Source organism: Blautia sp. MSJ-19 (genome assembly GCF_018918125.1).
Lineage (GTDB): Bacteria > Bacillota > Clostridia > Lachnospirales > Lachnospiraceae > Blautia_A.
In genome coordinates, this window is the sequence record NZ_JAHLQA010000007.1 from 228,216 (window position 1) to 251,755 (window position 23,540).

At 45.7% G+C, this 23,540-nt stretch carries 22 protein-coding genes; all 22 read left to right on the plus strand.

Features of this window, described 5'->3' with window-relative positions:
* Nucleotides 1-747, plus strand: a complete 747-nt coding sequence (locus tag KQI91_RS04130) for a Stp1/IreP family PP2C-type Ser/Thr phosphatase (protein ID WP_216391607.1) — start codon at nt 1-3, stop codon at nt 745-747.
* Complete coding sequence (gene pknB, locus KQI91_RS04135; protein WP_216391608.1) at nt 741-2,966, plus strand: Stk1 family PASTA domain-containing Ser/Thr kinase; 2,226 nt, start codon at nt 741-743, stop codon at nt 2,964-2,966. The genes KQI91_RS04130 and pknB overlap by 7 nt, the downstream gene beginning before the upstream one ends.
* Nucleotides 2,967-2,969: 3 nt before the next feature.
* Complete coding sequence (gene rsgA / locus KQI91_RS04140; protein ID WP_216391609.1) at nt 2,970-3,848, plus strand: ribosome small subunit-dependent GTPase A; 879 nt, start codon at nt 2,970-2,972, stop codon at nt 3,846-3,848.
* Nucleotides 3,849-4,523 (plus strand): ribulose-phosphate 3-epimerase, encoded by a 675-nt coding sequence (gene rpe, locus KQI91_RS04145; protein ID WP_216391610.1) that lies wholly within the window; start codon nt 3,849-3,851, stop codon nt 4,521-4,523.
* Nucleotides 4,524-4,531: 8 nt separating this feature from the next.
* Nucleotides 4,532-5,191 (plus strand): thiamine diphosphokinase, encoded by a 660-nt coding sequence (locus KQI91_RS04150; protein ID WP_216391611.1) that lies wholly within the window; start codon nt 4,532-4,534, stop codon nt 5,189-5,191.
* Nucleotides 5,192-5,232: 41 nt separating this feature from the next.
* Entirely contained in the window at nt 5,233-5,766 is a 534-nt protein-coding gene (locus KQI91_RS04155) for a M48 family metallopeptidase (protein WP_253288352.1), read from the plus strand.
* A 96-nt stretch (nt 5,767-5,862) separates the two neighbouring features.
* Entirely contained in the window at nt 5,863-6,141 is a 279-nt protein-coding gene (locus KQI91_RS04160; protein WP_216391612.1) for a DUF1294 domain-containing protein, read from the plus strand.
* A gap of 43 nt (nt 6,142-6,184) precedes the next feature.
* Entirely contained in the window at nt 6,185-6,787 is a 603-nt protein-coding gene (locus tag KQI91_RS04165) for a GDSL-type esterase/lipase family protein (protein WP_216391613.1), read from the plus strand.
* 30 nt (nt 6,788-6,817) lie between these two features.
* Nucleotides 6,818-7,747 carry a GTP-binding protein gene (locus KQI91_RS04170; protein WP_216391614.1) on the plus strand — a complete coding sequence of 310 codons (930 nt, stop codon included), beginning with the start codon at nt 6,818-6,820 and terminating at the stop codon, nt 7,745-7,747.
* 49 nt (nt 7,748-7,796) lie between these two features.
* Nucleotides 7,797-8,627: a Cof-type HAD-IIB family hydrolase gene (locus KQI91_RS04175; protein ID WP_216391615.1), complete on the plus strand. Its 831-nt coding sequence runs from the start codon at nt 7,797-7,799 to the stop codon at nt 8,625-8,627.
* Between the two features lie 196 nt (nt 8,628-8,823).
* The gene (ychF, locus tag KQI91_RS04180; protein ID WP_216391616.1) at nt 8,824-9,921 is read left to right on the plus strand and encodes a redox-regulated ATPase YchF; all 1,098 of its coding nucleotides are present in this window, start codon (nt 8,824-8,826) and stop codon (nt 9,919-9,921) included.
* 45 nt (nt 9,922-9,966) lie between these two features.
* The gene (gene lgt / locus KQI91_RS04185; protein ID WP_216391617.1) at nt 9,967-10,857 is read left to right on the plus strand and encodes a prolipoprotein diacylglyceryl transferase; all 891 of its coding nucleotides are present in this window, start codon (nt 9,967-9,969) and stop codon (nt 10,855-10,857) included.
* A gap of 305 nt (nt 10,858-11,162) precedes the next feature.
* On the plus strand, nt 11,163-11,594 hold the full coding sequence (gene mraZ, locus KQI91_RS04190; RefSeq protein WP_216391618.1) for a division/cell wall cluster transcriptional repressor MraZ: 432 nt from the start codon (nt 11,163-11,165) through the stop codon (nt 11,592-11,594).
* A gap of 36 nt (nt 11,595-11,630) precedes the next feature.
* Nucleotides 11,631-12,572, plus strand: coding sequence for a 16S rRNA (cytosine(1402)-N(4))-methyltransferase RsmH (gene rsmH / locus KQI91_RS04195; protein ID WP_216391619.1), 942 nt, complete (start codon nt 11,631-11,633; stop codon nt 12,570-12,572).
* 28 nt (nt 12,573-12,600) lie between these two features.
* Entirely contained in the window at nt 12,601-13,161 is a 561-nt protein-coding gene (locus KQI91_RS04200; protein ID WP_216391620.1) for a hypothetical protein, read from the plus strand.
* A 97-nt stretch (nt 13,162-13,258) separates the two neighbouring features.
* Nucleotides 13,259-15,412 carry a penicillin-binding transpeptidase domain-containing protein gene (locus KQI91_RS04205; protein ID WP_330654444.1) on the plus strand — a complete coding sequence of 718 codons (2,154 nt, stop codon included), beginning with the start codon at nt 13,259-13,261 and terminating at the stop codon, nt 15,410-15,412.
* 89 nt (nt 15,413-15,501) lie between these two features.
* Complete coding sequence (locus tag KQI91_RS04210; RefSeq protein ID WP_216391622.1) at nt 15,502-17,247, plus strand: peptidoglycan D,D-transpeptidase FtsI family protein; 1,746 nt, start codon at nt 15,502-15,504, stop codon at nt 17,245-17,247.
* A 32-nt stretch (nt 17,248-17,279) separates the two neighbouring features.
* Nucleotides 17,280-18,236 carry a phospho-N-acetylmuramoyl-pentapeptide-transferase gene (gene mraY / locus KQI91_RS04215; RefSeq protein WP_216391623.1) on the plus strand — a complete coding sequence of 319 codons (957 nt, stop codon included), beginning with the start codon at nt 17,280-17,282 and terminating at the stop codon, nt 18,234-18,236.
* Between the two features lie 13 nt (nt 18,237-18,249).
* Nucleotides 18,250-19,605, plus strand: a complete 1,356-nt coding sequence (gene murD, locus KQI91_RS04220; RefSeq protein ID WP_216391624.1) for a UDP-N-acetylmuramoyl-L-alanine--D-glutamate ligase — start codon at nt 18,250-18,252, stop codon at nt 19,603-19,605.
* 133 nt (nt 19,606-19,738) lie between these two features.
* Nucleotides 19,739-21,004 (plus strand): UDP-N-acetylglucosamine 1-carboxyvinyltransferase, encoded by a 1,266-nt coding sequence (gene murA / locus KQI91_RS04225; RefSeq protein WP_216391625.1) that lies wholly within the window; start codon nt 19,739-19,741, stop codon nt 21,002-21,004.
* Nucleotides 21,001-22,230, plus strand: coding sequence for a cell division protein FtsQ/DivIB (locus KQI91_RS04230; protein ID WP_216391626.1), 1,230 nt, complete (start codon nt 21,001-21,003; stop codon nt 22,228-22,230). The genes murA and KQI91_RS04230 overlap by 4 nt, the downstream gene beginning before the upstream one ends.
* A gap of 149 nt (nt 22,231-22,379) precedes the next feature.
* A complete protein-coding gene (gene ftsZ, locus KQI91_RS04235) occupies nt 22,380-23,534 on the plus strand; it encodes a cell division protein FtsZ (protein WP_216391791.1) in 1,155 nt (384 codons plus the stop codon).
* Nucleotides 23,535-23,540: the final 6 nt, after the last annotated feature.

A 23,540-nucleotide genomic window follows, 5' to 3' on the forward strand; every position in this document is an offset into this window, starting at 1 on the left:
ATGAGGGTATATTCAGCTACGGATGTAGGGCAGAAGCGGAAAATGAACCAGGATTATGTGTTCGTTTCCGAAAACCCGGTAGGAAATCTCCCGAATCTGTTTGTCGTTGCTGATGGAATGGGCGGACATAATGCGGGGGATTATGCATCCTCACATGCAGTTCAGACCTTGGTGGACGAGATTCGGAGGGATGCGGATTTCAACCCTATCAAGGTGATTCGTCATGCCATTGAGACTGCAAATACAGAGATTCTGGATCGCTCCAGGCGGGAAGAACATCTGAGAGGGATGGGTACGACTATGGTCGTATGCACGGTCGTCGGACATTATGCATATGTGGCAAATGTTGGTGACAGCCGTCTGTACATAGTGCAGGGACAGATCCGTCAGGTGACAAAAGACCATTCTCTGGTTCAGGAGATGGTACGTATGGGAGAGATTCGTCCGGAAGAAGCAAGAAACCATCCGGATAAGAACATCATTACAAGAGCACTTGGTGCCGAAAGAACCGTAGATATTGACTTTTTTGACCTGAAACTGGAACCGGACAGTACGATTCTTATGTGTTCCGATGGTCTGAGCAATATGGTAGAGGACAGTAAGATCGAAGAGATCATACTGGACCAGACAGAGGAACTGCCGAAAAAAGGCGAGAGACTCCTCCGCGAGGCAAATGACAACGGTGGTAAGGACAACATAGCAGTCATACTGGTAGAACCATTCACGAACGAGGTAGAAAAATGTTAAAGACGGGAATGACCATAGCGGAACGCTATGAAATATTAGGTAAGATAGGCACCGGCGGAATGGCCGATGTGTATAAGGCAAAGGACCACAAGCTGAATCGTTTTGTGGCAGTAAAAGTATTAAAACCGGAATTCAGAGAGGATACCACGTTTATCCGCAAATTCCGCAGTGAGGCCCAGGCGGCGGCAGGACTGACACATCCGAATATTGTCAATGTATTTGATGTCGGTGATGACGAAGGCGTATATTACATCGTCATGGAGCTGATCGAGGGAATCACACTCAAAGAATATATTGCAAAGAAGGGCAAATTATCTATTAAAGAAGCAACAAGCATCGCAATCCAGGTTTCCATGGGACTGGAAGCAGCTCACAATCATGGAATCGTTCATCGTGATGTAAAACCACAGAATATCATCATTTCAACAGATGGTAAGGTAAAAGTTACAGACTTTGGTATTGCCAGAGCGGCATCCTCCAATACCATCAGTTCCAATGTGATGGGATCTGTGCATTACAGCTCTCCAGAACAGGTACGTGGCGGATACAGCGATGAAAAAAGCGATATTTATTCTCTTGGTATCACATTATACGAAATGGTCACAGGACGTGTTCCGTTTGACGGGGATACAACAGTTGCAATTGCGATCAAACATCTGCAGGAAGAAATGGTTCCGCCAAGTGTGTATACAGAGGAACTTCCATACAGTCTGGAACAGATCATACTGAAATGTACACAGAAGAGTGTGAACCGCCGCTATGAAAAGATGGAGGATGTGATCGCAGATCTGAAACATTCTCTGATCGATCCACAGGGGAACTTTGTAAAACTGTCTTCCGTAGACAATGAGGCAAAGACGGTTGTTATTTCAGATGAAGAGCTTGGAGAGATCAAACATACTCCGAAGAACCGTGGCACACAGCAGTACGCACCGGAAGTTGCGGATCTGGAAGAAGAAGTTTATGATGACGATTATGAAGACAGTGACTATGGTTATGAGGATTACGAGGATGACGATGACCGCCGTCATGAAGAGAGACGTTCCAGAAGCAAGAATAAGAAACATAAATCCTCCGGTGGCAGTGCGGTAACGATCCTGGCTCTGCTTGCAGGTGCAGTTGTCCTTGTGGTGGCGATCTTCTTTATCGGAAAAGCTGCCGGTATCATCGGAAGTGAAGAACAGACAGATACGCAGAAAGAACAGACACAGAGTACAGATACTGCAGCGGATGAAAATGGTATGGTAACTGTTCCGAATCTGGTAGGAAAGACAGAAGAAGAAGCTTCTGCACTTCTTGAAGAAGAAAAGCTTGGCAAGCAGATGGTTGGAGAGGAAGACTCTACACAGGAAAAAGGCCGTATTTCTTCTCAGGACATTCCGGCAGGAACAAAAGTAGAACAGTATACAACTTTGAAATATTATATCAGCAAGGGACAGCAGACAGTTACAATGCCGGATGTAACCGGTGAGACTGGCGTAGATGCACAGCAGACACTGGAAGACCTCGGCCTGACAGTAACGGTACAGAAGGAATACAGCGAAGATGACGGAACTGGCTATCCGCTGGTAAATCCTGGATATGTAGATTCTGTTACACCAGAAGCAGGAAGCAGTGTATCATCCGGTGATGAAGTAACACTGGTAGTCAGCCGTGGACTGGACTATGGAAACAGCGTATATGTTCCAAGCGTAGTGGGCATGACAAAGAATGATGCGATCACAACACTTGGCAAATGGCTGGATATTCAGGTAACAGAAGAACAGAGTACAGAAGTGGCAGCGGGAGAAGTTATCTCTCAGAGCCCGGAAGCAGATGAAGCAGCTGATCCGGATCAGCCGATCACAATCGTGGTAAGCAGCGGAGACCAGGCTCCGTCTACAGAAGATACTTCTTCAGAGGATGTATCAGCACAGAGCACGGATACTGCAGATCAGAGTGCGGCAGCAGCAAATGGAGAAGTATGGAAATGTACACAGACGCTGAACACACCAACTGGATACCAGGGTGGAGAGATCCGTCTGGAACTGATCCAGGATGTGAATGGTGAGACAAAATCCAGCAAAGTAGTGGATGGAGAGAAGATCACATTCCCATATACGCTGGATATCACAGGAGCACCGGGTGTCAGTGAGGGTACACTGTATGTATCTGAGGTGATCGACGGACAGTACCAGCAGCTGGGACAGTATCCGATCACATTCCAGAAGGTAGAATAATACATGCAGGGAAAAATCATAAAAGGAATTGCAGGTTTCTACTATGTGTATGGAGAAGATGACCGTCTGTATGAGTGCAAGGCAAAGGGAATCTTCCGCAAAGACAAGCAGAAGCCTCTGGTGGGTGACAATGTGGAAATCACGGTACTGGATGAACAGGAACAGACCGGAAATCTGATCAGCATTCTTCCAAGGAAGAACGAACTGATCAGACCGGCAGTTGCCAATGTCGATCAGGCATTTGTGATCTTTGCACTGGAAAGCCCAAAACCTAATTTTATGTTGTTGGATCGTTTTCTGATCATGATGGAGCAGGCAGCGGTTCCGGCAGTGATCTGTTTTAACAAAAAAGATCTGGCTGCGGAGGAAGAGACAACAGCACTTTATGAAACTTATCGAAACTGTGGATATCAGGTGATTCTTTCCAGTGCACTGGAAAAAGAAGGACTGGATGAGATTCATGAGATTCTCCAGGGTAAGACAACGGTTGTGGCAGGTCCCTCCGGAGTCGGGAAATCGTCCCTGACCAATCTTCTGCAGGGTGAAGTGCAGATGGAGACCGGAGAGATCAGCAGAAAGCTCAAACGCGGTCGTCATACAACACGTCATTCACAGGTGATTCCGGTAGGAAAAGATACATTTCTTATGGATACGCCTGGATTTTCTTCCCTGTATCTGACAGATATGGAAGAGCAGGAGCTCAAAGATTATTTTCCGGAATTTCGGAAATATGAGGATGCATGCAGATTTCAGGGATGCAGACACATTCATGAACCGGGCTGCCATGTAAAAGAAGCACTGGAAAATGGCGAGATCAGCAGGATCCGTTATGAAGATTATCTTAGTTTATACGAAGAATTGAAAGAGAAAAGGAGATATTAAATGGAATATCGATTGTGCCCCTCAATTTTGTCGGCGGATTTTAACCGCCTGGGCGAACAGATTCAGACTTTGGAAAAAGCTGGAGTCGAATGGCTTCACATTGATGTCATGGATGGAGATTTTGTACCAAGCATTTCTTTTGGAATGCCGGTGATCCGTTCCATTCGTAAAGAATCCAAAATGTTTTTTGATGTGCATCTGATGGTATCTGCACCGGAACGCTATATTCAGGATTTTGTCGATTGTGGTGCAGACTCGATTACTGTACATGCAGAGGCATGTGAGGATCTGGAGAGAGCAATTGAGCTGATTAAAGATGCCGGTGTAAAAGTCGGTGTTTCTATCAAACCGGCGACACCGGTGAATGATATCAGCCATCTTCTCGAAGATGTGGATATGGTTCTTATCATGACTGTTCAGCCGGGATTCGGCGGACAGAAATATATTCCGGAATGTACGGAGAAGATTGAAGAACTGAAAGAACTGATCGACAAAGAAAATCTGGATGTGGACATACAGGTAGATGGTGGAATTAATGGTGACACCATGGAAACTGTTATGAAAGCCGGTGCCAATCTTCTGGTTGCAGGTTCTTATGTATTCAAGGGTGATCTGGAAACAAATGTCCGGGATATTATGAAAAAGATGGATGAGATTAAATCAGAGATTGATTGAGGAAAAGCATGAAAGATGTGATCATCGTAAGCGGGGGCAATATCCAGAGAGATTTTGCCCTCGATTTTTTAAGAAAAAATAAAACAGAACAGGTGTGTCTTATGGCAGCAGACAGAGGGGTAGAGTTCTTTGAGGGAACAGAATGGATGCCGGAAGTGGCAGTGGGAGATTTTGACAGCCTCTCTGCAGAGGGAGCAAACTATCTGGAAACACTGACAGAGACGGAAGTTGTGCGTCTGAAGCCGGAAAAAGATGATTCAGACACACAGTCAGCGGTGAATTTTGCCATTGACCATGGAGCAGAGAAAATCACAATCCTGGGAGCAACCGGGAAACGGATCGACCATCTGATGGCAAATTTTGGTTTGCTAGTACACGGAAAGAACAGAGGAGCCGATATTACGCTGATCGATCAGTGGAATTATATGAAGCTCATTGAAAAGCATACGGTTCTTAAGAAGGCAGAGCAGTTTGGAAAATATGTTTCTTTCTTTTCGCTTGAAGGGGATCTGACGGGGCTGACGCTGCGCGGATTCAAATATCCGCTGAACGGGTATCATCTGAGAGTAGCAGACAGTGGACTGACTGTCAGCAATGAGATCGTGGATGAAACTGCAGTTGTGGAATTTGATTCCGGAACACTGCTGATGCTCATGACACGGGACTGAATAGATATACAGTACGTGCACAGCGAAGAGAGGATAAGACATTGATAGAATATGAACTGATACGTTCCGCAAGAAAAACTGTAACGCTTCAGGTGAAGCCGGATGGGAGAGTGGTCGTCCGGGCACCTTTGCGTCTCGCAAAATATCGAATCGCAAAATTCGTAAAAGATCATGAGACATGGATCGCTGTACAGCAGCAAAAACTGGAAGAATCTCGGAAACATGTGCATGTCATCACGGAAGAAGAACGATGTGAGGGCATTGCGCGGGCAAAGCGGGTATTTCCGGAACGTACGGCATATTTTGCGAAAAAGATGGGAGTCACCTACAACCGAATTACCATCCGGGAGCAGAAAACCCGTTGGGGAAGCTGCAGTTCAGCAGGCAATCTGAATTTTAACTGGAAGCTGGTCCTGATGCCACCTGAACTTCTGGATTACGTGGTTGTGCATGAACTTGCGCACCGCAGAGAAATGAATCATTCACCACGTTTCTGGGCAATCGTGGAGCAGGAACTGCCCGATTACCGTGAACGTCAGGAAAAACTAAAAATATTTGGAAGACAGCTGGGGTAATGATATCAGGATCCCGGCTGTTTTTTTGCCATTCTTTCAGAATTAGTGTATAATCTGCACATAACTAGTTGAGCACACGAGACAAGGAGGCGGAATATGCTGAGTTATCTGTATTTTTATCTGGCGGGAATTAATATCGTTACCTTTCTTCTGTATGGTTCAGATAAGAACCGGGCACGCAGACATGCCTGGAGAATACCGGAGAGAACACTTCTGGAACTGGCAGTGATCGGAGGCGGTTTTGGAGCATTGCTTGGGATGATTGTGTTTCATCATAAAACGCGGAAACCCAAGTTTTATATAGGTGTTCCGCTGATTCTGGTCGTGGAGATCGCTTTGGCTGTACTGTACTGGAAAACAGGCAGACCTTTCTGAAAACAAAAAAGATATCATGAAAATAAAGAAAAGAGGAAAAACTATGCCGGGAACAATGATCTGTTACGGAGATTCCAATACTTATGGATATGATCCACATGACAGCATGGAAGGAAGATATCCGAAGGAAATCCGCTGGACGGGAATTCTGGATGAGGAGACGGAATGGAAAATTGAAAACCACGGAGTCAATGGACGGAGCATTCCACACACAGTCAGTACCGTGAAATTTGCCTGTCAGCAGGTACGCGACTGGCATCGCCGGCCGAATTCGGTCTGGCTTCTGGTGATGCTTGGAACAAATGATCTTCTGGAAAATCCGGATTTTACTGCGGCTGATGTGGCAAAAAGAATGGAACGCTTTCTGAAAAGGATGATGGAAGAGGCCGGACTTGCCAGCCGAAAGATGCGTCTGAGACTGATCGCACCGCCGGCGATGCATGAAGGACAATGGATCGACCGGCCGGAACTTCTGACGGAATCCCGTAATCTGGGAAAGGAATACAAAAAAACAGCAGAGCGTCTGGGAATTGCCTTCACCGATGCAAGTGGATGGGAAATCCCGACGATTTATGACGGGGTTCATTTTACAGAAGAAGGACACCGCATGTTTGCGGAGAATCTGCGAAAAGAATTAAAGATATAAACGTATAAGGAAAGACACAGGGAAAAGACAATGGTAAAAGTAGATTTGATCACAGGATTTCTTGGATCCGGAAAGACCACATTTATCAAAAAATATGCCGGATATCTGATAAAACAGGGACTGAATATCGGCATTCTTGAAAATGATTTCGGCGCGATCAATGTAGATATGATGCTGCTCCGGGAACTGGAAGGCGAGAACTGTGAACTGGAAATGGTAGCAGGCGGCTGCGACAAAGACTGCTACAGAAGGCGTTTCAAAACGAAACTGATCGCGATGGGAATGTGTGGCTATGACAGAGTACTGATCGAGCCGTCCGGAATCTTTGACGTGGATGATTTTTTTGATGCGCTTCATGAAGAGCCGCTGGATCGCTGGTACCAGATCGGAAATGTGATCACAGTGGTGGACGCAGGACTGGATGAGAAGCTTTCAAAAGAAGCGGATTACGTACTGGCTTCAGAAGCTGCCAGTGCGGGCTGTGTGCTTCTGAGTAAGGCACAGAATGCTTCGGAAGAAGAAATTCAGAGCACTGTTACACATCTGAACCGTGCATTGCAGGAAATACGTTGTTCACGTATTCTGAAAGATGAGGTGATCTGCAAAGACTGGGAAGCGTTTACTGAAAAAGATTACCAAAAAATCATGGAGTCCGGTTATGTGGCAGAAGACTATGAGAAACGGTATGTAGATCAGGATAAGATCTTTCAGACATTATTTTTTATGGATGAGAAGATCGATGCGTCCAAAGCAAAGAATGCAGTAAAGAAGATATTCGAAGATTCTTCCTGTGGAGATGTTTTTCGTATGAAAGGATTTTTGAAAGACGGGGAAAAATGGTTAGAGTTGAATGCGACGCACCATGAGACAACTTTGAAACCGATCAATGTGGGGCAGGATGTGCTGATCGTCATCGGTGAGAGATTAAACGAAGCAAAAATACGAACTTATCTGGAATGATCTGCTGTGGACAGGACAGCAGCGTGGAATAATGGAGGAAGAATATAAAATGTCTGTTGATACAAGAATTTTGTTTACAGATCTGGATGGAACATTACTGAATGATAACAAAGAGGTGACACCGGGAAATCAGGCGGCAATCGATGAGGCACTGGCACGCGGACACAAGATTGTGGTCTGCACGGGGCGTCCACTGGCAAGCGCACGTGTCTGCGCTGCAAAAGCCGGTCTGGACAAGGAAGGCTGTTATGTGATCTGTTTTAACGGGGGGCAGATTTATGACCCTTATAATGAGAAGAATGTTTATGGAAAAACATTTCCAAAAGAAACAGCAGTAAAGATCATCAGAGAAGCATTAAAAAGACACCTGCATATCCAGAGTTATTCGGATACGGAGATCCTTGCAGTCAGAGATACAGAAGAACTTCACAAATATGCAGATACCAACCGTCTGCCATACAAACTTGTAGAAACTGCAGAGGAAGTGGTACCGGAAGATCCGTACAAGCTGATTGCGATCACAACTGCGGAGGATCGCGAAAAAAATGACAGATTTCAGAGAGAAGTCATTTCACAGTATGCGGGGGAAGTGCACAGCTTTTTCTCTAATGACCGTTATCAGGAAATCGTTCCGGAAGGAATTTCCAAAGGCTTTGCGGTTCGCTGGTTCTGTGATTACATGGGGATTCCGATCGAGAATTCAGTAGCGGCAGGAGATGCACAGAATGATGTGGAGATGCTGAAAGCAGCTCATGTAGGTGCAGTCATGTGCAATGCGTTTCCGGGAATTGCGGAATATGGAAATTATGTGACAGAACATGACAATAATCACGATGGAGTGGCGGAGATCATACATAAATTTATTCTGAAAGATGCCTGATCATGCAGAAAGCAGGAGTTACTGTAACCGAAGTGAACAGCAACAGGCAAAACAGACAATGTTTTGCGGATGACGGGGATATAGACTTTTTAACATATGTGTGATAAGATGGAAAATAAGTATGAATTGTAACTGTAAGACTATTGAACAGTTGCACAAAATCTAACAAAATAACGAAATGGAGAACCATAGAGAGATGAAACTTGGAATCGTAGGACTGCCAAACGTAGGAAAAAGTACATTGTTTAATTCACTGACAAAAGCCGGAGCGGAATCTGCAAACTATCCGTTCTGTACCATTGACCCAAATGTAGGTGTGGTAACTGTTCCGGATGAGAGACTGAAACTTCTGGGAGATTTTTATCACTCCAAAAAAGTGACACCGGCCGTGATCGAATTTGTTGACATTGCAGGTCTTGTCAAGGGCGCATCCAAAGGAGAGGGACTTGGAAACCAGTTCCTGGCAAATATTCGTGAAGTAGATGCGATCGTACATGTAGTACGTTGTTTTGAAGATCCGAATGTCATCCATGTAGATGGAAGCATTGATCCACTGAGAGATATTGAGACGATCAATCTGGAACTGATCTTTTCTGATATCGAGATTCTGGAACGTCGTATCGCAAAAGTGACCAAGACAGCACGTATGGACAAAGAAGCTGCAAAAGAGCTGGATTTCCTTCAGAAAGTAAAGAAGCATCTGGAAGACGGCAACATGGCGATTACCATGGAGCTTGAATCAGAGGATGAAGAAGGCTGGATGGGAACTTACAACCTGCTTACATGGAAGCCGGTGATCTATGCAGCAAACGTAAGTGAAGATGACCTTGCAGATGATGGGGAATCCAATGCACATGTACAGGCCGTACGTAAATATGCAGCAGAGCAGAAGAGTGAAGTTTTCGTGATCTGTGCAGAGATTGAGGAAGAAATCTCTGAACTTGATGACGATGAAAAGAAAATGTTCCTCGAAGATCTGGGACTCAAGGAATCCGGACTTGAAAAACTGGTAAGAGCAAGCTACAGTCTTCTCGGACTGATGAGTTTCCTGACATCCGGAGAGGATGAGACCCGTGCATGGACGATCAAGATCGGAACCAAGGCACCACAGGCTGCCGGCAAGATCCATACAGACTTTGAGAGAGGATTTATCAAAGCGGAAGTTGTGAATTTCCAGGATCTGCTGGACTGCGGCTCATATGCAGGCGCAAGAGAAAAAGGTCTTGTACGTATGGAAGGAAAAGAATACGTTGTACAGGATGGCGATGTGATCCTGTTCCGTTTCAATGTATAATGTATGAGGCAGCTGATAACACAGAGCATATAATGAAGGTGTTTTATGGAGATAACAGTAAGATTTCCGAATCTGGGGTTTTTGTTTGAATATGAAGACAGGGCATTCTCTGTTTTCGGATTTGAGATCACAATATATGGGATTCTGATCATGGCAGCCCTGCTTGTCGGGACAGCTGTGATACTTCTGACAGCAAAGAGACAGCGGATGGATCCAAACCGCTGCCTTGGTGCTGCAATCGCTGCATTTCTGGGAGGTGTGATCGGAGCGAGACTGTATTATCTTGCTTTTGCATGGGGACAGCTTAATGATCATTCCTGGAAAAGTCTGTGTGATATCCGCAGTGGTGGAATGGCAATATACGGAGCAATCCTGGGCGGAGCACTGGCGATGGCACTTTTTTGCAGAGTCAGCAGAGTTTCCTTCTGGAATACGGCAGATCTTGTGTGCATGGGACTGCTGAGCGGACAGATCCTGGGTGTCTGGGGGAATTTCTTCAACAGAGATTCTTTTGGAGAGTATACAGACAGCCTGTTTGCAATGGGACTTCCGCTGGATTCGGTACAGAGCAGTACTGTTACAGCACTGATGAAAAAACATCTGACAACGTTCAGAGATATGAAATATATACAGGTACATCCGCTGTTCCTGTATGAAAGCATCTGGTGTCTGCTGCTCCTGTTTGTCTTGGTGGCATACAGCAGAAAAAAGAAATTTCAAGGAGAAATTTTTCTCAGATATCTTGCCGGTTACGGACTGGGAAAATGTGTCTTTGAATGGCTTCGTACAGACAAACTGTATATTCCAGGGACAAAGATACCGGTTTCTCTGCTCATATCGGCCGTACTGTTTGTGGTCTGCAGTATCGTTGCAACAGTACGAAGAATACTTTCGAAAAAGCGTGAAACAGTCAGCAGACGAAGAAAAGAAGCGTAAATATAGGAGGTTCTCCGGTGGGAGAATCTCCTTTTTGTTATATAGTTATGTAAATTTGGAAAATAGAAAATCTTCTGTAATACTATCGTAAAATATGGCGTTTTTACGCTGAAAATGTGTAAAATTGTTCAGAAAAAAACTACGATTTCCACTTGTATTTTCAAAGTAAATAGGTTAGAATGGCAGTATAAGTGGTAGAAAGTGGTGAATAGTGGTGGCGAATGGGGGGAATGTGGCAGATCCGTCCATCCCCGCCTGAAGGTACGAAGGGGAGAATCGTATCTTACGAGAGTAGGTGAGTTCGGATGTTCATGGGTGAGTATAATCATACGATTGACGCGAAGGGGCGTCTGATAATCCCTTCCAAGTTCAGAGAACTCCTGGGAGAAGAGTTTGTTCTGACAAAGGGACTGGATGGTTGTCTTTCCGTTTACCCGATGGATGAATGGAAAACCTTTGAAGAGAAACTCAGAGCCTTACCACTTACAAATAAAAATGCCAGAACCTTCACACGTTTCTTTGTTGCGGGTGCGACAAGCTGTGAACTGGACAAGCAGGGGAGAATTCTTGTACCGCAGACTCTGCGGGAGTTCGCTGGTCTGGAAAAGGATGTTGTGCTTACCGGTAATCTCAACAGGATTGAGATCTGGAGCAAAGAGAAGTGGAGCGAGAACTGTGATTATGATGATATGGACAGCATTGCACAGGGCATGCAGGACATGGGAATCATCATCTGAGCATTACGCCGGAAAGAAATCCAACAGGAGACGGATATGGAATTTAAACACAAATCTGTATTACTGGACGAGACCATCGACGGTTTAAGGGTAAGACCGGATGGTATTTACGTGGATGGAACTCTGGGAGGAGCAGGGCACGCACAGGAAGTGTGCCGCAGACTTTCTGCCAAGGGGAGATTTATTGGCATAGATCAGGACCAAGATGCAATAGTTGCTGCGAGTGAACGGCTGGCTGCCTATGAGGACAGAGTAAAGATCATTCGCAGCAATTATTGTTACATGGCGAATGAGCTGAAAAATCTCGGGATTCAGAAAGTCGATGGAATTGTTCTGGACCTCGGCGTTTCATCTTATCAGTTAGACAATGAAGAGCGAGGATTCACCTATCGTGTGGATGCACCGCTTGATATGAGAATGGATCAGAGACAGAGCCGCACAGCTGCGGATATTGTCAATGGTTATGATGAAAAAGAACTGTACCGTATCATTCGTGATTACGGTGAAGATAAATTTGCGAAAAATATTGCCAAGCATATTGTAGCTGCCAGAGCCAGTGCACCGATTCAGACGACCGGAGAACTGACTGAGATCATTCGTCAGTCGATTCCGATGAAGATACAGGTGACAGGAGGACATCCGGCAAAGAGAACGTTTCAGGCGATACGAATCGAACTGAACCGGGAACTGGATGTGCTGAGAGAGTCTCTGGATGGCATGATCGATCTTCTGGATGATGGTGGAAGAATCTGTATCATTACATTTCATTCACTGGAAGACAGAATTGTCAAGACAATATTCCGCAAGAATGAAAATCCATGTACCTGCCCGTCTGATTTTCCGGTCTGTGTATGTGGCAAGAAATCCAAGGGCAAAGTGATCACCAGAAAGCCAATTCTGCCAAGTGCGACAGAAATGGAAGAAAATCCGAGATCAAAGAGTGCAAAGCTCAGGATATTTGAAAGAAAATACCTTTAATAAGTCTATAGAAAGTTGTGAGAGTCAAATGGAGAGGACGAACAGAGCGGTCACATCCAGAAAAAGCAGAACAAATGCAAGAAATGCCCGGGGAATGTATGTGGATGGAAATACAGCACGCAGACTTCAGGAAGTTCCGGAGAGACCACGCCGAACAGCAGCAACGCAGAATGCGCGGCGCGTGCGGGAGCCCGATCGTCAGGCAGTGTCCCGGCCAAGGCAGCTTAGTCGTGAAGCACAGAGAAACCGTGCAAAAGCGATGAGCATGGGACGCGGCTTTGTTGTTTTTCTTGCAGTAGTCAGTGTGGCAGTGCTTTTTTGCTGTGTGAATTATCTGCAGCTGAAGTCGGAGCTGACAGGCAAAATGAAAACAGTCGCTTCTCTGGAGTCAGAATTGTCACAGATCAAAGAAGAAAACAACGCATACGAAAGTCAGGTGACTTCTGATGTGGATCTGAACACGATCAAGAAGCTGGCTATCGGTCGTCTGGGAATGAATTATCCGACAGATGATCAGAAAAAGACATACAGTATGCCAAGTAACAGTTATGTGCGACAGTATCAGGATGTTCCTGAGACCAAGAGGTGATAGATCATTGAGCAATACCAGTAAGAGGAATCGCAGAAAACCTCAGAAAAAAATAAATACCCTTATGAGAGGAAAGCTAGTAGGACTATTTGGTGTAGTGCTGCTAGCTTTAGTTTGTTTGCTTGGAAGGATTACCTATATCAATGCGACCAGCGGCAAAAAATACAAAAAACAGGTGCTGACACAGGCACAGCAGAAATATCAGAGCAGTACACTTCCGGCAAAACGCGGAGATATTTATGACCGGAATGGAAATATCCTTGCAACCAGTCAGAAAGTATATTCCGTGATCCTCGATTGCAAGACAGTAAATTCCGATGAGGCTTATGTAGAACCGACCGTAAAGGCACTGACAGAGGTTCTCGGACTGGATGAGAATAAGATTCGTTCAATTCTTTCGGCTGCAGATACCAAAAACAGTCAGTATCGGATCCTCAAGAAACAGCTTTCCATGGATGAAAAGAAAAAATTTGAGGACTATGAATCACCGGGAGAAGACAGCAATCTTTCAGATGCGGAAAAAAAGGAACGTCAGAACATCAAAGGTGTCTGGTTTGAGGAAGATTATCTGCGCGTGTATCCCTTTAATGAACTGGCATGTGAGACGGTAGGTTTTACTTTGTCACGTGACACCGCGGATGTCGGACTGGAAAGTTATTACAACAGTACGCTGATGGGGGCAGATGGCAGACAGTATGGATATGTCAATGACGATGCAGATGTGGAACAGACGATCATCGATCCGAAGAACGGACAGAGCATTGTAACGACGCTGGATGTCGGAGCACAGCAGATCGTAGAAAAATATGTCAACGGTTTCAAGGAAGCAATGGGTTCCAAAAATATCGGTGTGATCGCTATGAAACCTTCTACGGGTGAGATCATTGCCATGGATGGAGGTGACCGTTTTGATCTGAATGATCCGCGAGATCTTTCCAGCCTGTATTCAGAGGAAGAGATCGCTGCGATGAATGATGAGGAAACGGTAACTGCACTGAACGGCATGTGGAGCAACTTCTGTGTGACAGATGCTTTCGAGCCGGGATCTGTAGTAAAACCGATCGTTATGGCCGGAGCACTTGAAAAAGGCAAGATCTCAGATACCGATACCTTTAACTGTGATGGCGGACAGACGTTTGGCGCGAATGGAGATACCTACATCAAATGTGCAGTATGGCCGGATGCGCATGGAACAGAAACTCTGCGGGAAGTCATCGCGAATTCCTGTAACGATGCGATGATGCAGATCGCTGCAAAGATGGGGACAGAGCAGTTCCTCAAATCACAGACACTTTTTAATTTTGGCAGCCGTACCGGAATCGATCTTCCGAATGAAGGAGCCGGTGTGATCCATACACAGGAAACGATGGGAGAGACAGAGCTTGCGTGCTCGGCATTCGGACAGGGATTTACCTCTACGATGATCCAGGAGATCAATGCCATGTGTTCGGTTATCAACGGAGGCTCCTATTATCAGCCTCATCTGGTATCAGAGATTCGGGACAGCAATGGTTCTACAGTTAAGAAGTATGATCCGATCCTTCTCAAACAGACGGTATCTTCTGAAATCTCAGCAGATATTCGTTCTTATATGGAAGCCAGTGTACAGGAAGGTACCAGCCGTACTTCCAAAGTGGAGGGATACAGTTCCGGTGGTAAAACAGGAACTGCAGAAAAACTTCCACGAGGAAATGGGAAATATCTGGTTTCTTTTATTACATTTGCACCGGTAGCAGACCCGCAGGTACTGCTGTACGTCGTTGTGGATGAGCCAAATGCAGAAGACCAGGCAGACAGTAAATATCCGCAGTACATTGCACAGGGAATCCTGTCAGAACTTCTTCCATATCTGAATGTCGCTCCGGATGAGAGCGAGGATGGAAGTGTTCCGGATACAGAACTCTGGGAAGGCTTTAAAGGACATCTGGTAGATGTATCCGGAAGCAGTGTGGATGAACAGGGAAATCTGGTAGACGGAAGTGGAAACCGTGTAGATCTGGAGGGAAACCGTATTGACGAAAACGGATATCTTCTGGATGATAATGGGCAGTTAAAAGTAGATGAAAATGGACAGTATATCAAGTCTGATTCGGTGATCTCTTCTTCAACTGCTTCTTCCGGAGACACGCTCAAAGAGGCAATCTCGGATACAAATGTTCCGGCACCGCCAGAAGGTGATGAGAGCGAAACAACAGAAAATAATGACATGGAAAGTGAAGGCATTACCAATGAGGAAGCTGGTCTGGATTAATCTGGATCAATGCGGAATCTGCAATGTCAGCAGTATCTCCCCCGGAGAACAGTCATATATTAGTATGACTGTATCCGGGGGATTTTTTTATGAAAAAGAACTATACGTTTCACAAACGAAAAGTCTGGATCGTTTTCCTGATCTGTATGGCGCTGATCGCAGGACTGATCGCCCGACTGGTTTATCTCATGGGGATCCGTTCTGATTATTATTATGAAAAAGCAGAAGATCTGCATGAGAGAGAAAGAGATATCAAAGCTGCCCGCGGGGAGATCCTGGATGCAAAAGGAAAAGTTCTGGCGGCTAATAAAACGGTCTGTACGATCTCTGTGATCCACAGCCAGATCAGTGAACCGGAAAAAGTGATACAGGTACTTTCTGAAAAACTGGGGATAACGGAGGAAACGCTGAGAAAAAAAGTAGAAAAAGTATCTTCTATAGAAAGAATAAAGACGAATGTGGAAAAGGAAACCGGTGATGCGATCCGGAATGCAGGGCTTGCAGGTGTAAAAGTAGATGAAGATTACCGCAGGTATTATCCGATGGGCTCACTGGCATCCAAAGTACTGGGATTTACAGGCGGGGATAATCAGGGAATCATCGGACTGGAGGTTGAATATGAGGATGTCCTGAGGGGGGAAGCAGGTAAGATCCTGACGACTACAGACGCGAGAGGAATCGAACTGGATGGAATCGGAGAAAACAGGAAAGAGCCGCAGGCAGGACAGAATCTCAGGATCAGTCTGGATGCGGACATCCAGAAATATGCACAGCAGGCGGCGTACAAAGTGATGGAAGAAAAGCAGGCAGAACGTGTTTCCATTCTTTTGATGAATCCACAGAATGGAGAAATCTATGCCTGTGTAAATGTGCCTGAATTTGATCTGAATGATCCATTTACTCTGAATACAAATGTGGATACCTCCGGGCTGAGCCAGGAGAAAAAACAGGAGCTTCTTAATCAGATGTGGAGAAATCCATGTCTGAATGATACATATGAACCGGGATCAACGTTTAAGATTATCACAATGGCAGCAGGACTGGCGGAAGGGGTAGTATCGAAGCAGGATTCTTTTTACTGTCCGGGTTATAAACTTGTAGAAGACAGGCGGATCCACTGTGCAAACCGAAGAGGACATGGGGCACAGAATTTTGTACAGGGGGCAGAAAATTCCTGCAATCCGGTCTTTATAGAAGTCGGTCTTCGACTTGGCGTTGAAAATTATTATCGTTATTTTGAACAGTTTGGCCTGCTGAAAAAAACTGGCATTGATCTGCCGGGGGAAGCAGGCACGATCATGCATCGCAAGGAAAACATGGGAGAGGTAGAACTTGCAACGGTATCTTTTGGACAGTCGTTTCAGATCACACCGATCCAGCTTGCCACAACCGTGAGTTCCCTGATCAACGGAGGCAGACGGATCACACCGCATTTTGGCGTAGCAGTTGAGAATGCAGACGGCTCTCTGGTAAAAGAACTGGAGTATCCGGTAGAGACAGGGATCTTGTCAGAAGAGGTATCAACAGAGGTGAGGGGAATTCTGGAAAAAGTGGTTTCTGAAGGATCCGGGAGGAATGCGGCGATAGAAGGATATCGTATTGGCGGTAAGACGGCAACGTCTCAGACTCTTCCGCGAAGTGCCAATCGTTATATCTCTTCGTTTCTGGGATTTGCACCGGCAGATGATCCACAGGTACTGGCACTGTGTATCATTCATGACCCGCAGGGAATCTACTATGGAGGTACGATCGCAGCTCCGGTCGTGCGCAGTATTTTTGAGAATGTCCTTCCATACCTTGATAAATCTGAGGAAAAGCCTTATAATCAAACGTAATAAAAAACGAAAGAATGATAAGAGGTGTGAGGATGAATATTCAAGTTGTATTCCCGGTACTGATCTCTTTTGCGATCAGTGTGATCCTGGGACCAGTCATCATCCCGTTTCTGAGAAAACTCAAGATGGGACAGACAGAACGAGTGGAAGGTGTGCAGTCACATCTGAAAAAGGCTGGTACACCAACAATGGGCGGTGTGATCTTTTTGATCGCAGCAGTGGTAACATCCCTGTTTTATGTGAAAGACTATCCGGCGATCATTCCGGTGATCTTTCTGACACTCGGATTCGGGATCATCGGTTTTCTGGATGATTATCTGAAAGTTGTCCTGAGACGTTCTGACGGTCTGCTTCCGTGGCAGAAGTTTGCATTACAGATCGTGGTGACAGGAATTTTTGTTTACTATCTTCTGAATTATACAGATGTAGATCTGGCAATGAGAATTCCGTTCTGGACAGATCATTATCTGAATCTTGGCTGGCTGGCGATTCCGGTACTGTTTTTTGCGGTTATCGGAACGGTCAATGGCGTAAACTTTACTGACGGACTGGACGGACTGGCATCCAGCGTAACACTGATCGTTGCGGTGTTCTTTACCGTGGTTTCCATTGGTACCAACAGTGGAATCGAACCGGTAACCGGCGCGGTTGTTGGCGGACTGATGGGATTTTTGCTGTTTAATGTCTATCCTGCAAAAGTCTTTATGGGAGATACCGGATCTCTGGCACTGGGCGGATTTGTGGCAGGTGCTGCATATATGATGCAGATGCCGCTGTTTATTCTGCTGGTAGGTCTGATCTACCTGGTAGAAGTACTTTCGGTTATGATCCAGGTGACATATTTCAAAGCAACTCATGGCAAACGTATTTTCAAGATGGCACCGATCCATCATCATTTTGAGCTGTGCGGATGGTCAGAAACAAGAGTGGTTGCAGTATTTTCTGTGATCACTGCAGTGATGTGCCTGATCGCACTTCTGGCATTGTAAGGAGGAAACAAAAATGGATTTACAGGGGAAAAAAGTACTGGTATTTGGTTCCGGAAAGAGCGGAATCGGTGCAGCAGAGCTTCTGGCACAGGTAGGTGCCCGTCCTGTTATTTACGATGGAAATGCAGACCTCGACAAAGAGGCTGTATTACATAAATTACCGGACTGCAAAGATGTGGAGATCTATGCGGGAGAGCTTCCGCAGGAAGTGCAGGAGACACTGGATCTGGTGGTCCTGAGCCCTGGTGTTCCGACGGACATTCCGGTAGTAAAAGGTTTTTATGAGCAGGGACTTCCGGTGTGGGGTGAAGTGGAACTTGCTTATCGTACAGGAAAAGGCAGAGTCCTTGCGATCACAGGTACCAACGGAAAGACTACCACAACAGCTCTTCTTGGTAAGATCATGGGAGATGCTGAAGACTCTGTGTTCGTGGTTGGAAACATCGGTACACCGTATACTTCCAAAGCACTGGAAATGAAAGAAAACTCCACAACTGTGGCAGAGATCAGCAGTTTCCAGCTGGAGACGATTGATGCATTTGCACCAAAAGTCAGTGCAATCCTCAATATTACAGAAGATCATCTGAACAGACATCATACAATGGAAGAATACATTCGTGTCAAAGAGCTTATTGTCAAAAATCAGACTGCAGAGGATTTCTGTATTCTCAATTACGAAGATGAAGTGCTCAGAGAATTCGGCAAAAATATTGTTCCAAAGACTGTATATTTTTCCAGTGTAAGAAAACTGGATGAGGGCATTTATCTGGACGGAGACCTGATCGTACTCAAAACGGCAGACGAAGAGATCCCGCTGGTACATACCGGAGAGCTCAAACTGCTCGGACAGCATAATTTTGAGAATGTGATGGCAGCATCTGCCATGGCATATTATGCAGGGGTTTCGGTAGAGAGTATCCGTAAGAGCATCTGTGAGTTTACTGCTGTGGAACATCGTATCGAATACGTGACAGAGAAAAACGGTGTTGCTTACTACAACGATTCCAAGGGAACCAACCCGGATGCTGCGATCAAGGGCATTCAGGCGATGAACCGTCCGACACTGCTGATCGGCGGAGGATATGACAAAGGCTCCAGTTATGATGAATGGCTGAATGCTTTTGACGGCAAAGTGAGATATCTTGTGCTGATCGGTCAGACTCGTGACAAGATCAGAGAAGCGGCAGAACGCCTTGGGGTATGCCCGTGCATTCTGTGTGAAAATCTTGAAGAAGCCGTAAAGGTATGTGCAGAAAAAGCCAACCCGGGTGATGCGGTATTACTTTCACCGGCATGTGCAAGCTGGGGACAGTTTGACAATTATGAACAGCGTGGCGATATGTTCAAAGAATACGTAAGGAATCTGTAACAGCAGGATACAAGGACCGGAAGGCAGTTGTACCTGTATCATGAATTATAACTTATCAAAAGCCAGACTTCTGTGACGGAGGTCTGGCTTTTGGCATATACTAACAGTAAGAGTCCCTGAAGGAGTGGACCAGGTGGATGAGATTCACATTGTCGGGGGGAAAAAGATCTGTGGAAGTATAGTGGTGCAGGGATCCAAGAATACGGTGCTGCCTCTGATGGCAGCTTCTTTACTTCATGCCGGGGTCAGCGTGCTGAGAGGATGCCCGCGGATCACAGATGTATTTTGTATGGAAGAGATCCTGCAGAGACTGGGAGCAGTTACCTGGTGGAAAGAACATGATCTGTATCTGGATTGCACGCGGGCGAATGGAACAGAAGTACCGGAACAGTATGCCGGAAAAATGCGCTGTTCTGTAATCCTGCTGGGGGCTTTGCTGGGAAGATGGCAGAAAGGCGCTATCGGTTATCCGGGTGGCTGTGTGATCGGAAAAAGACCGGTAGATCTGCATCTTTATGCCTTACGTTCTCTTGGCGCGGAGATCACAGAACAGGAGGGAATGCTTCATGCATCTGCCAGAAAACTGAAAGGCGGAGAGATCTTTTTTGCAAAGAAGAGTGTGGGAGCGACAGAGCAGGCTGTACTGGCAGCGGTGCTTGCAGAGGGGAAGACTGTGATCAGAAACTGTGCGGAAGAACCGGAAATTCTGTGGCTGTGCAGATATCTGCGCAGTATGGGCGCCAGGATCTGTGGAGAGGGAGGACCATGTATTGAGATAGAAGGAGTGTCGGCACTTCAGGGTGGAGAGATGAAGATCCCGGCAGACCGGATCGTGACAGGAACCTATCTCTGTGCGGCTGCAGCAACGCGTGGGAAGGTCACGATTCCCAATGCCCCGGAAGGCGAACTGGACGCTTTCCTGGAAGTATATCGGAAAATGGGTGGACAATATGAATGGAAGAGTGGTAAACTAATAGCTAACGGAATGGGAATCCGTTTTCCGGTGGAATATCTGGAGACGGCAGTTTATCCTGGATTTCCGACAGATCTTCAGTCTCCGCTCCTTGCAGTTCTTGCAACAGTGGATGGAGAAAGCTGTATAAAAGAAAATATATTTGAAAACCGTTTCAGAATCTGTCAGGAACTCGCGGAAATGGGCGCGGAGGTACAGACTGACGGACGCAAAGTAAAGATACGAGGTGGCAGACTTGCCGGATGCAGAGTGAGGGCAGGAGAGCTGAGAGGTGGAGCAGCGCTTGTGATCGCGGCACTGGCAGCAGAGGGATACTCGGTTGTTGAGGGCAATTCTTTCATCAGGCGTGGATATGAGAATCTCTGTGGAGATCTCAGAGCAGCAGGCGGTTTGATAACAGAGGATACAGGTAGTATTTATATATGAGAACATCCAATTACAGGAAATTTAAAATAACAAAACAAACGATCAGGACGATTCTGGGAGCAGCAGCGGTGGCAGTGCTTGCAGGAATCATTTTTTTCTTTGCTTATTTCCATGTTACAAAGGTTGAAGTGATGGAGAGTACGCATTACAGCAGTGATGAACTTAAAGAAATGATTCTGACAGGAACGTTTTCTTCCAATTCCATTCTGGCACCGCTTACATGTTCCAGAGATCATGTAGAGGATATTCCGTATATTGAGGGATATTCAGTCAGTCGTTCTGGCAGAAACTCGATCGTGATCAGTGTTCGTGAAAAAAATATAGTCGGCTGCATTCCATATCTGGATAATTATATTTATTTTGATCGCAGTGGCATTTTTGTGGAAGGCGACAAAAACAGAGATGAGACAGTGCCGTTTTTTGACGGGATCGAAGTCAGGAAGGTAATCATGAATGAAAAACTTCCGATCAAGGATTCTGTTTTGAATACAGCGGTGGCACTTTCTACGATCTTTGCCAAAAATGATATGACGCCGGATCACATTGAGCTGGAAGAGGATTCTACGATCGATCTGGTTTATGGGGATATCACGGTCAAACTTGGGAAGGATAAATATCTGGAGGACAAAATGAACAGAGCCATTGCGATCCTTCCGCAGATAGCCGGAGAAAAAGGTGTGCTTCATATGGAGAACATCACGGAAATTTCCAAGACAGTTACTTTTGAAAAAGAAGAGGAAGAGGTAACTGCGGAGAACTGGACCGGAGGCTATGATGAAAACGGGGAATATACCGGTGATGGAGAATACGATGCAAATGGCAAATATGTAGGCGCCAAACCTATGACTGCACTGGATTATGCGGTTCAGAACTGGATCGGTGGTTATGATGAAGATGGAGATTATACGGGGTCAGGGGAATATGATGCGGATATGAATTACGTGGGACCTGCACCGACTCAGGATCTGATAGACAGTTTTGGAGACTGGAATGGCGGCTACAATGAATCTGGCGGATTTGACGGTGTGAGTGAATACGACAGAGAAGGGAATTATGTCGGTCCGATGCCGGGCAGTGAGGGAGCTGATTCCTCAGAAGATACTTCTGATGAGAGTGATGAAAGTACCGATGAAGAGACCGACAGCTACAGTGATTACAATGATTACAGCGATGAGTATTCAGAAGACTGGGGTCAGGATAACTACGATGAGGAATATTATGAATAGCGGATTTCATGCCGAATAATCGTGAAAAAAGTATAAAAAAACAAAAATAGTAGTTGATTAATTTAAGAAAAAAATATATGATATATCTATATGCAGCCTGATACGCTGATATTGGGTAAATAAAAGGAGGAAGTACATTGTTAGAGATTATGTCAAATGAAGCCGAGTCCTCTGCAAAGATCATTGTGATCGGTGTAGGCGGTGCCGGTAATAATGCTGTCAACAGAATGGTGGAAGAGGCTATCGGAGGAGTTGAGTTTGTTGGTGTAAATACTGATAAACAGGCTCTGACACTTTGCAAAGCTCCAACAGTACTTCAGATTGGTGAAAAGATTACAAAGGGCCTCGGTGCCGGTGCACAGCCGGAAGTTGGACAGAAGGCCGCTGAAGAGAGCATAGAAGAAGTAAAACAGTTGATCGAAGGCGCAGATATGGTATTTGTTACCTGCGGTATGGGCGGTGGTACCGGTACTGGTGCAGCTCCTGTTATTGCAGCAGCAGCCAAGGAAATGGGAATCCTGACTGTAGGTGTAGTAACAAAACCGTTCCGTTTTGAGGCCAAAACACGTATGAACAATGCTCTTTCAGGAATCGAAAATCTGAAGAAAGCTGTTGATACGCTGATCGTTATCCCGAATGATAAATTACTGGAGATCGTAGATCGCCGGACAACTATGCCGGAAGCTCTCCGCAAAGCGGATGAAGTTCTTCAGCAGGCAGTTCAGGGTATTACAGACCTGATCAATCTGCCGGCGCTGATCAATCTTGACTTCGCAGATGTTCAGACAGTTATGACAGACAAGGGTATTGCACATATTGGTATCGGTGAAGCAAGAGGAGACGACAAAGCCATGGAAGCTGTTCAGCAGGCGGTATCCTCCCCGCTTCTGGAAACGACCATCAAAGGTGCGACTCATGTTATCATCAATATTTCCGGAGATATTTCTCTTATGGATGCAAATGATGCAGCAAGCTATGTACAGGAGCTGACAGGAGAAGATGCAAATATCATCTTTGGTGCAATGTATGATGATTCTGTAGCTGATTATGCAAGAATCACAGTTATTGCAACAGGATTATCTGATGAAGCTGCAAAGACAACACCATTCGGTTCAAGAAGCAATGCCACACCATTTAATGTGCGCAAACCGGCAGCAGGTACATCTTCACCGGTTTCCGGTGGTATGACTATGCCGAGCTTCAGCCTTCCGACAATGAACAGTGGTTCTTATACAGGAAAGGTTCCGACAAGCACAGTACAGAAAAAGGACATCCAGATTCCGGATTTTCTGAAAAACAGATAAGAAATG

What these genes read in the sequence shown, in the direction of transcription:
- KQI91_RS04130 (WP_216391607.1), top strand. Translation starts at nt 1, where the DNA reads ATGAGGGTATATTCAGCTACGGATGTAGGGCAGAAGCGGAAAATGAAC.
- pknB (WP_216391608.1), top strand. Translation starts at nt 741, where the DNA reads ATGTTAAAGACGGGAATGACCATAGCGGAACGCTATGAAATATTAGGT.
- rsgA (WP_216391609.1), top strand. Translation starts at nt 2,970, where the DNA reads ATGCAGGGAAAAATCATAAAAGGAATTGCAGGTTTCTACTATGTGTAT.
- rpe (WP_216391610.1), top strand. Translation starts at nt 3,849, where the DNA reads ATGGAATATCGATTGTGCCCCTCAATTTTGTCGGCGGATTTTAACCGC.
- KQI91_RS04150 (WP_216391611.1), top strand. Translation starts at nt 4,532, where the DNA reads ATGAAAGATGTGATCATCGTAAGCGGGGGCAATATCCAGAGAGATTTT.
- KQI91_RS04160 (WP_216391612.1), top strand. Translation starts at nt 5,863, where the DNA reads ATGCTGAGTTATCTGTATTTTTATCTGGCGGGAATTAATATCGTTACC.
- KQI91_RS04165 (WP_216391613.1), top strand. Translation starts at nt 6,185, where the DNA reads ATGCCGGGAACAATGATCTGTTACGGAGATTCCAATACTTATGGATAT.
- KQI91_RS04170 (WP_216391614.1), top strand. Translation starts at nt 6,818, where the DNA reads ATGGTAAAAGTAGATTTGATCACAGGATTTCTTGGATCCGGAAAGACC.
- KQI91_RS04175 (WP_216391615.1), top strand. Translation starts at nt 7,797, where the DNA reads ATGTCTGTTGATACAAGAATTTTGTTTACAGATCTGGATGGAACATTA.
- ychF (WP_216391616.1), top strand. Translation starts at nt 8,824, where the DNA reads ATGAAACTTGGAATCGTAGGACTGCCAAACGTAGGAAAAAGTACATTG.
- lgt (WP_216391617.1), top strand. Translation starts at nt 9,967, where the DNA reads ATGGAGATAACAGTAAGATTTCCGAATCTGGGGTTTTTGTTTGAATAT.
- mraZ (WP_216391618.1), top strand. Translation starts at nt 11,163, where the DNA reads ATGTTCATGGGTGAGTATAATCATACGATTGACGCGAAGGGGCGTCTG.
- rsmH (WP_216391619.1), top strand. Translation starts at nt 11,631, where the DNA reads ATGGAATTTAAACACAAATCTGTATTACTGGACGAGACCATCGACGGT.
- KQI91_RS04200 (WP_216391620.1), top strand. Translation starts at nt 12,601, where the DNA reads ATGGAGAGGACGAACAGAGCGGTCACATCCAGAAAAAGCAGAACAAAT.
- KQI91_RS04210 (WP_216391622.1), top strand. Translation starts at nt 15,502, where the DNA reads ATGAAAAAGAACTATACGTTTCACAAACGAAAAGTCTGGATCGTTTTC.
- mraY (WP_216391623.1), top strand. Translation starts at nt 17,280, where the DNA reads ATGAATATTCAAGTTGTATTCCCGGTACTGATCTCTTTTGCGATCAGT.
- murD (WP_216391624.1), top strand. Translation starts at nt 18,250, where the DNA reads ATGGATTTACAGGGGAAAAAAGTACTGGTATTTGGTTCCGGAAAGAGC.
- KQI91_RS04230 (WP_216391626.1), top strand. Translation starts at nt 21,001, where the DNA reads ATGAGAACATCCAATTACAGGAAATTTAAAATAACAAAACAAACGATC.
- ftsZ (WP_216391791.1), top strand. Translation starts at nt 22,380, where the DNA reads ATGTCAAATGAAGCCGAGTCCTCTGCAAAGATCATTGTGATCGGTGTA.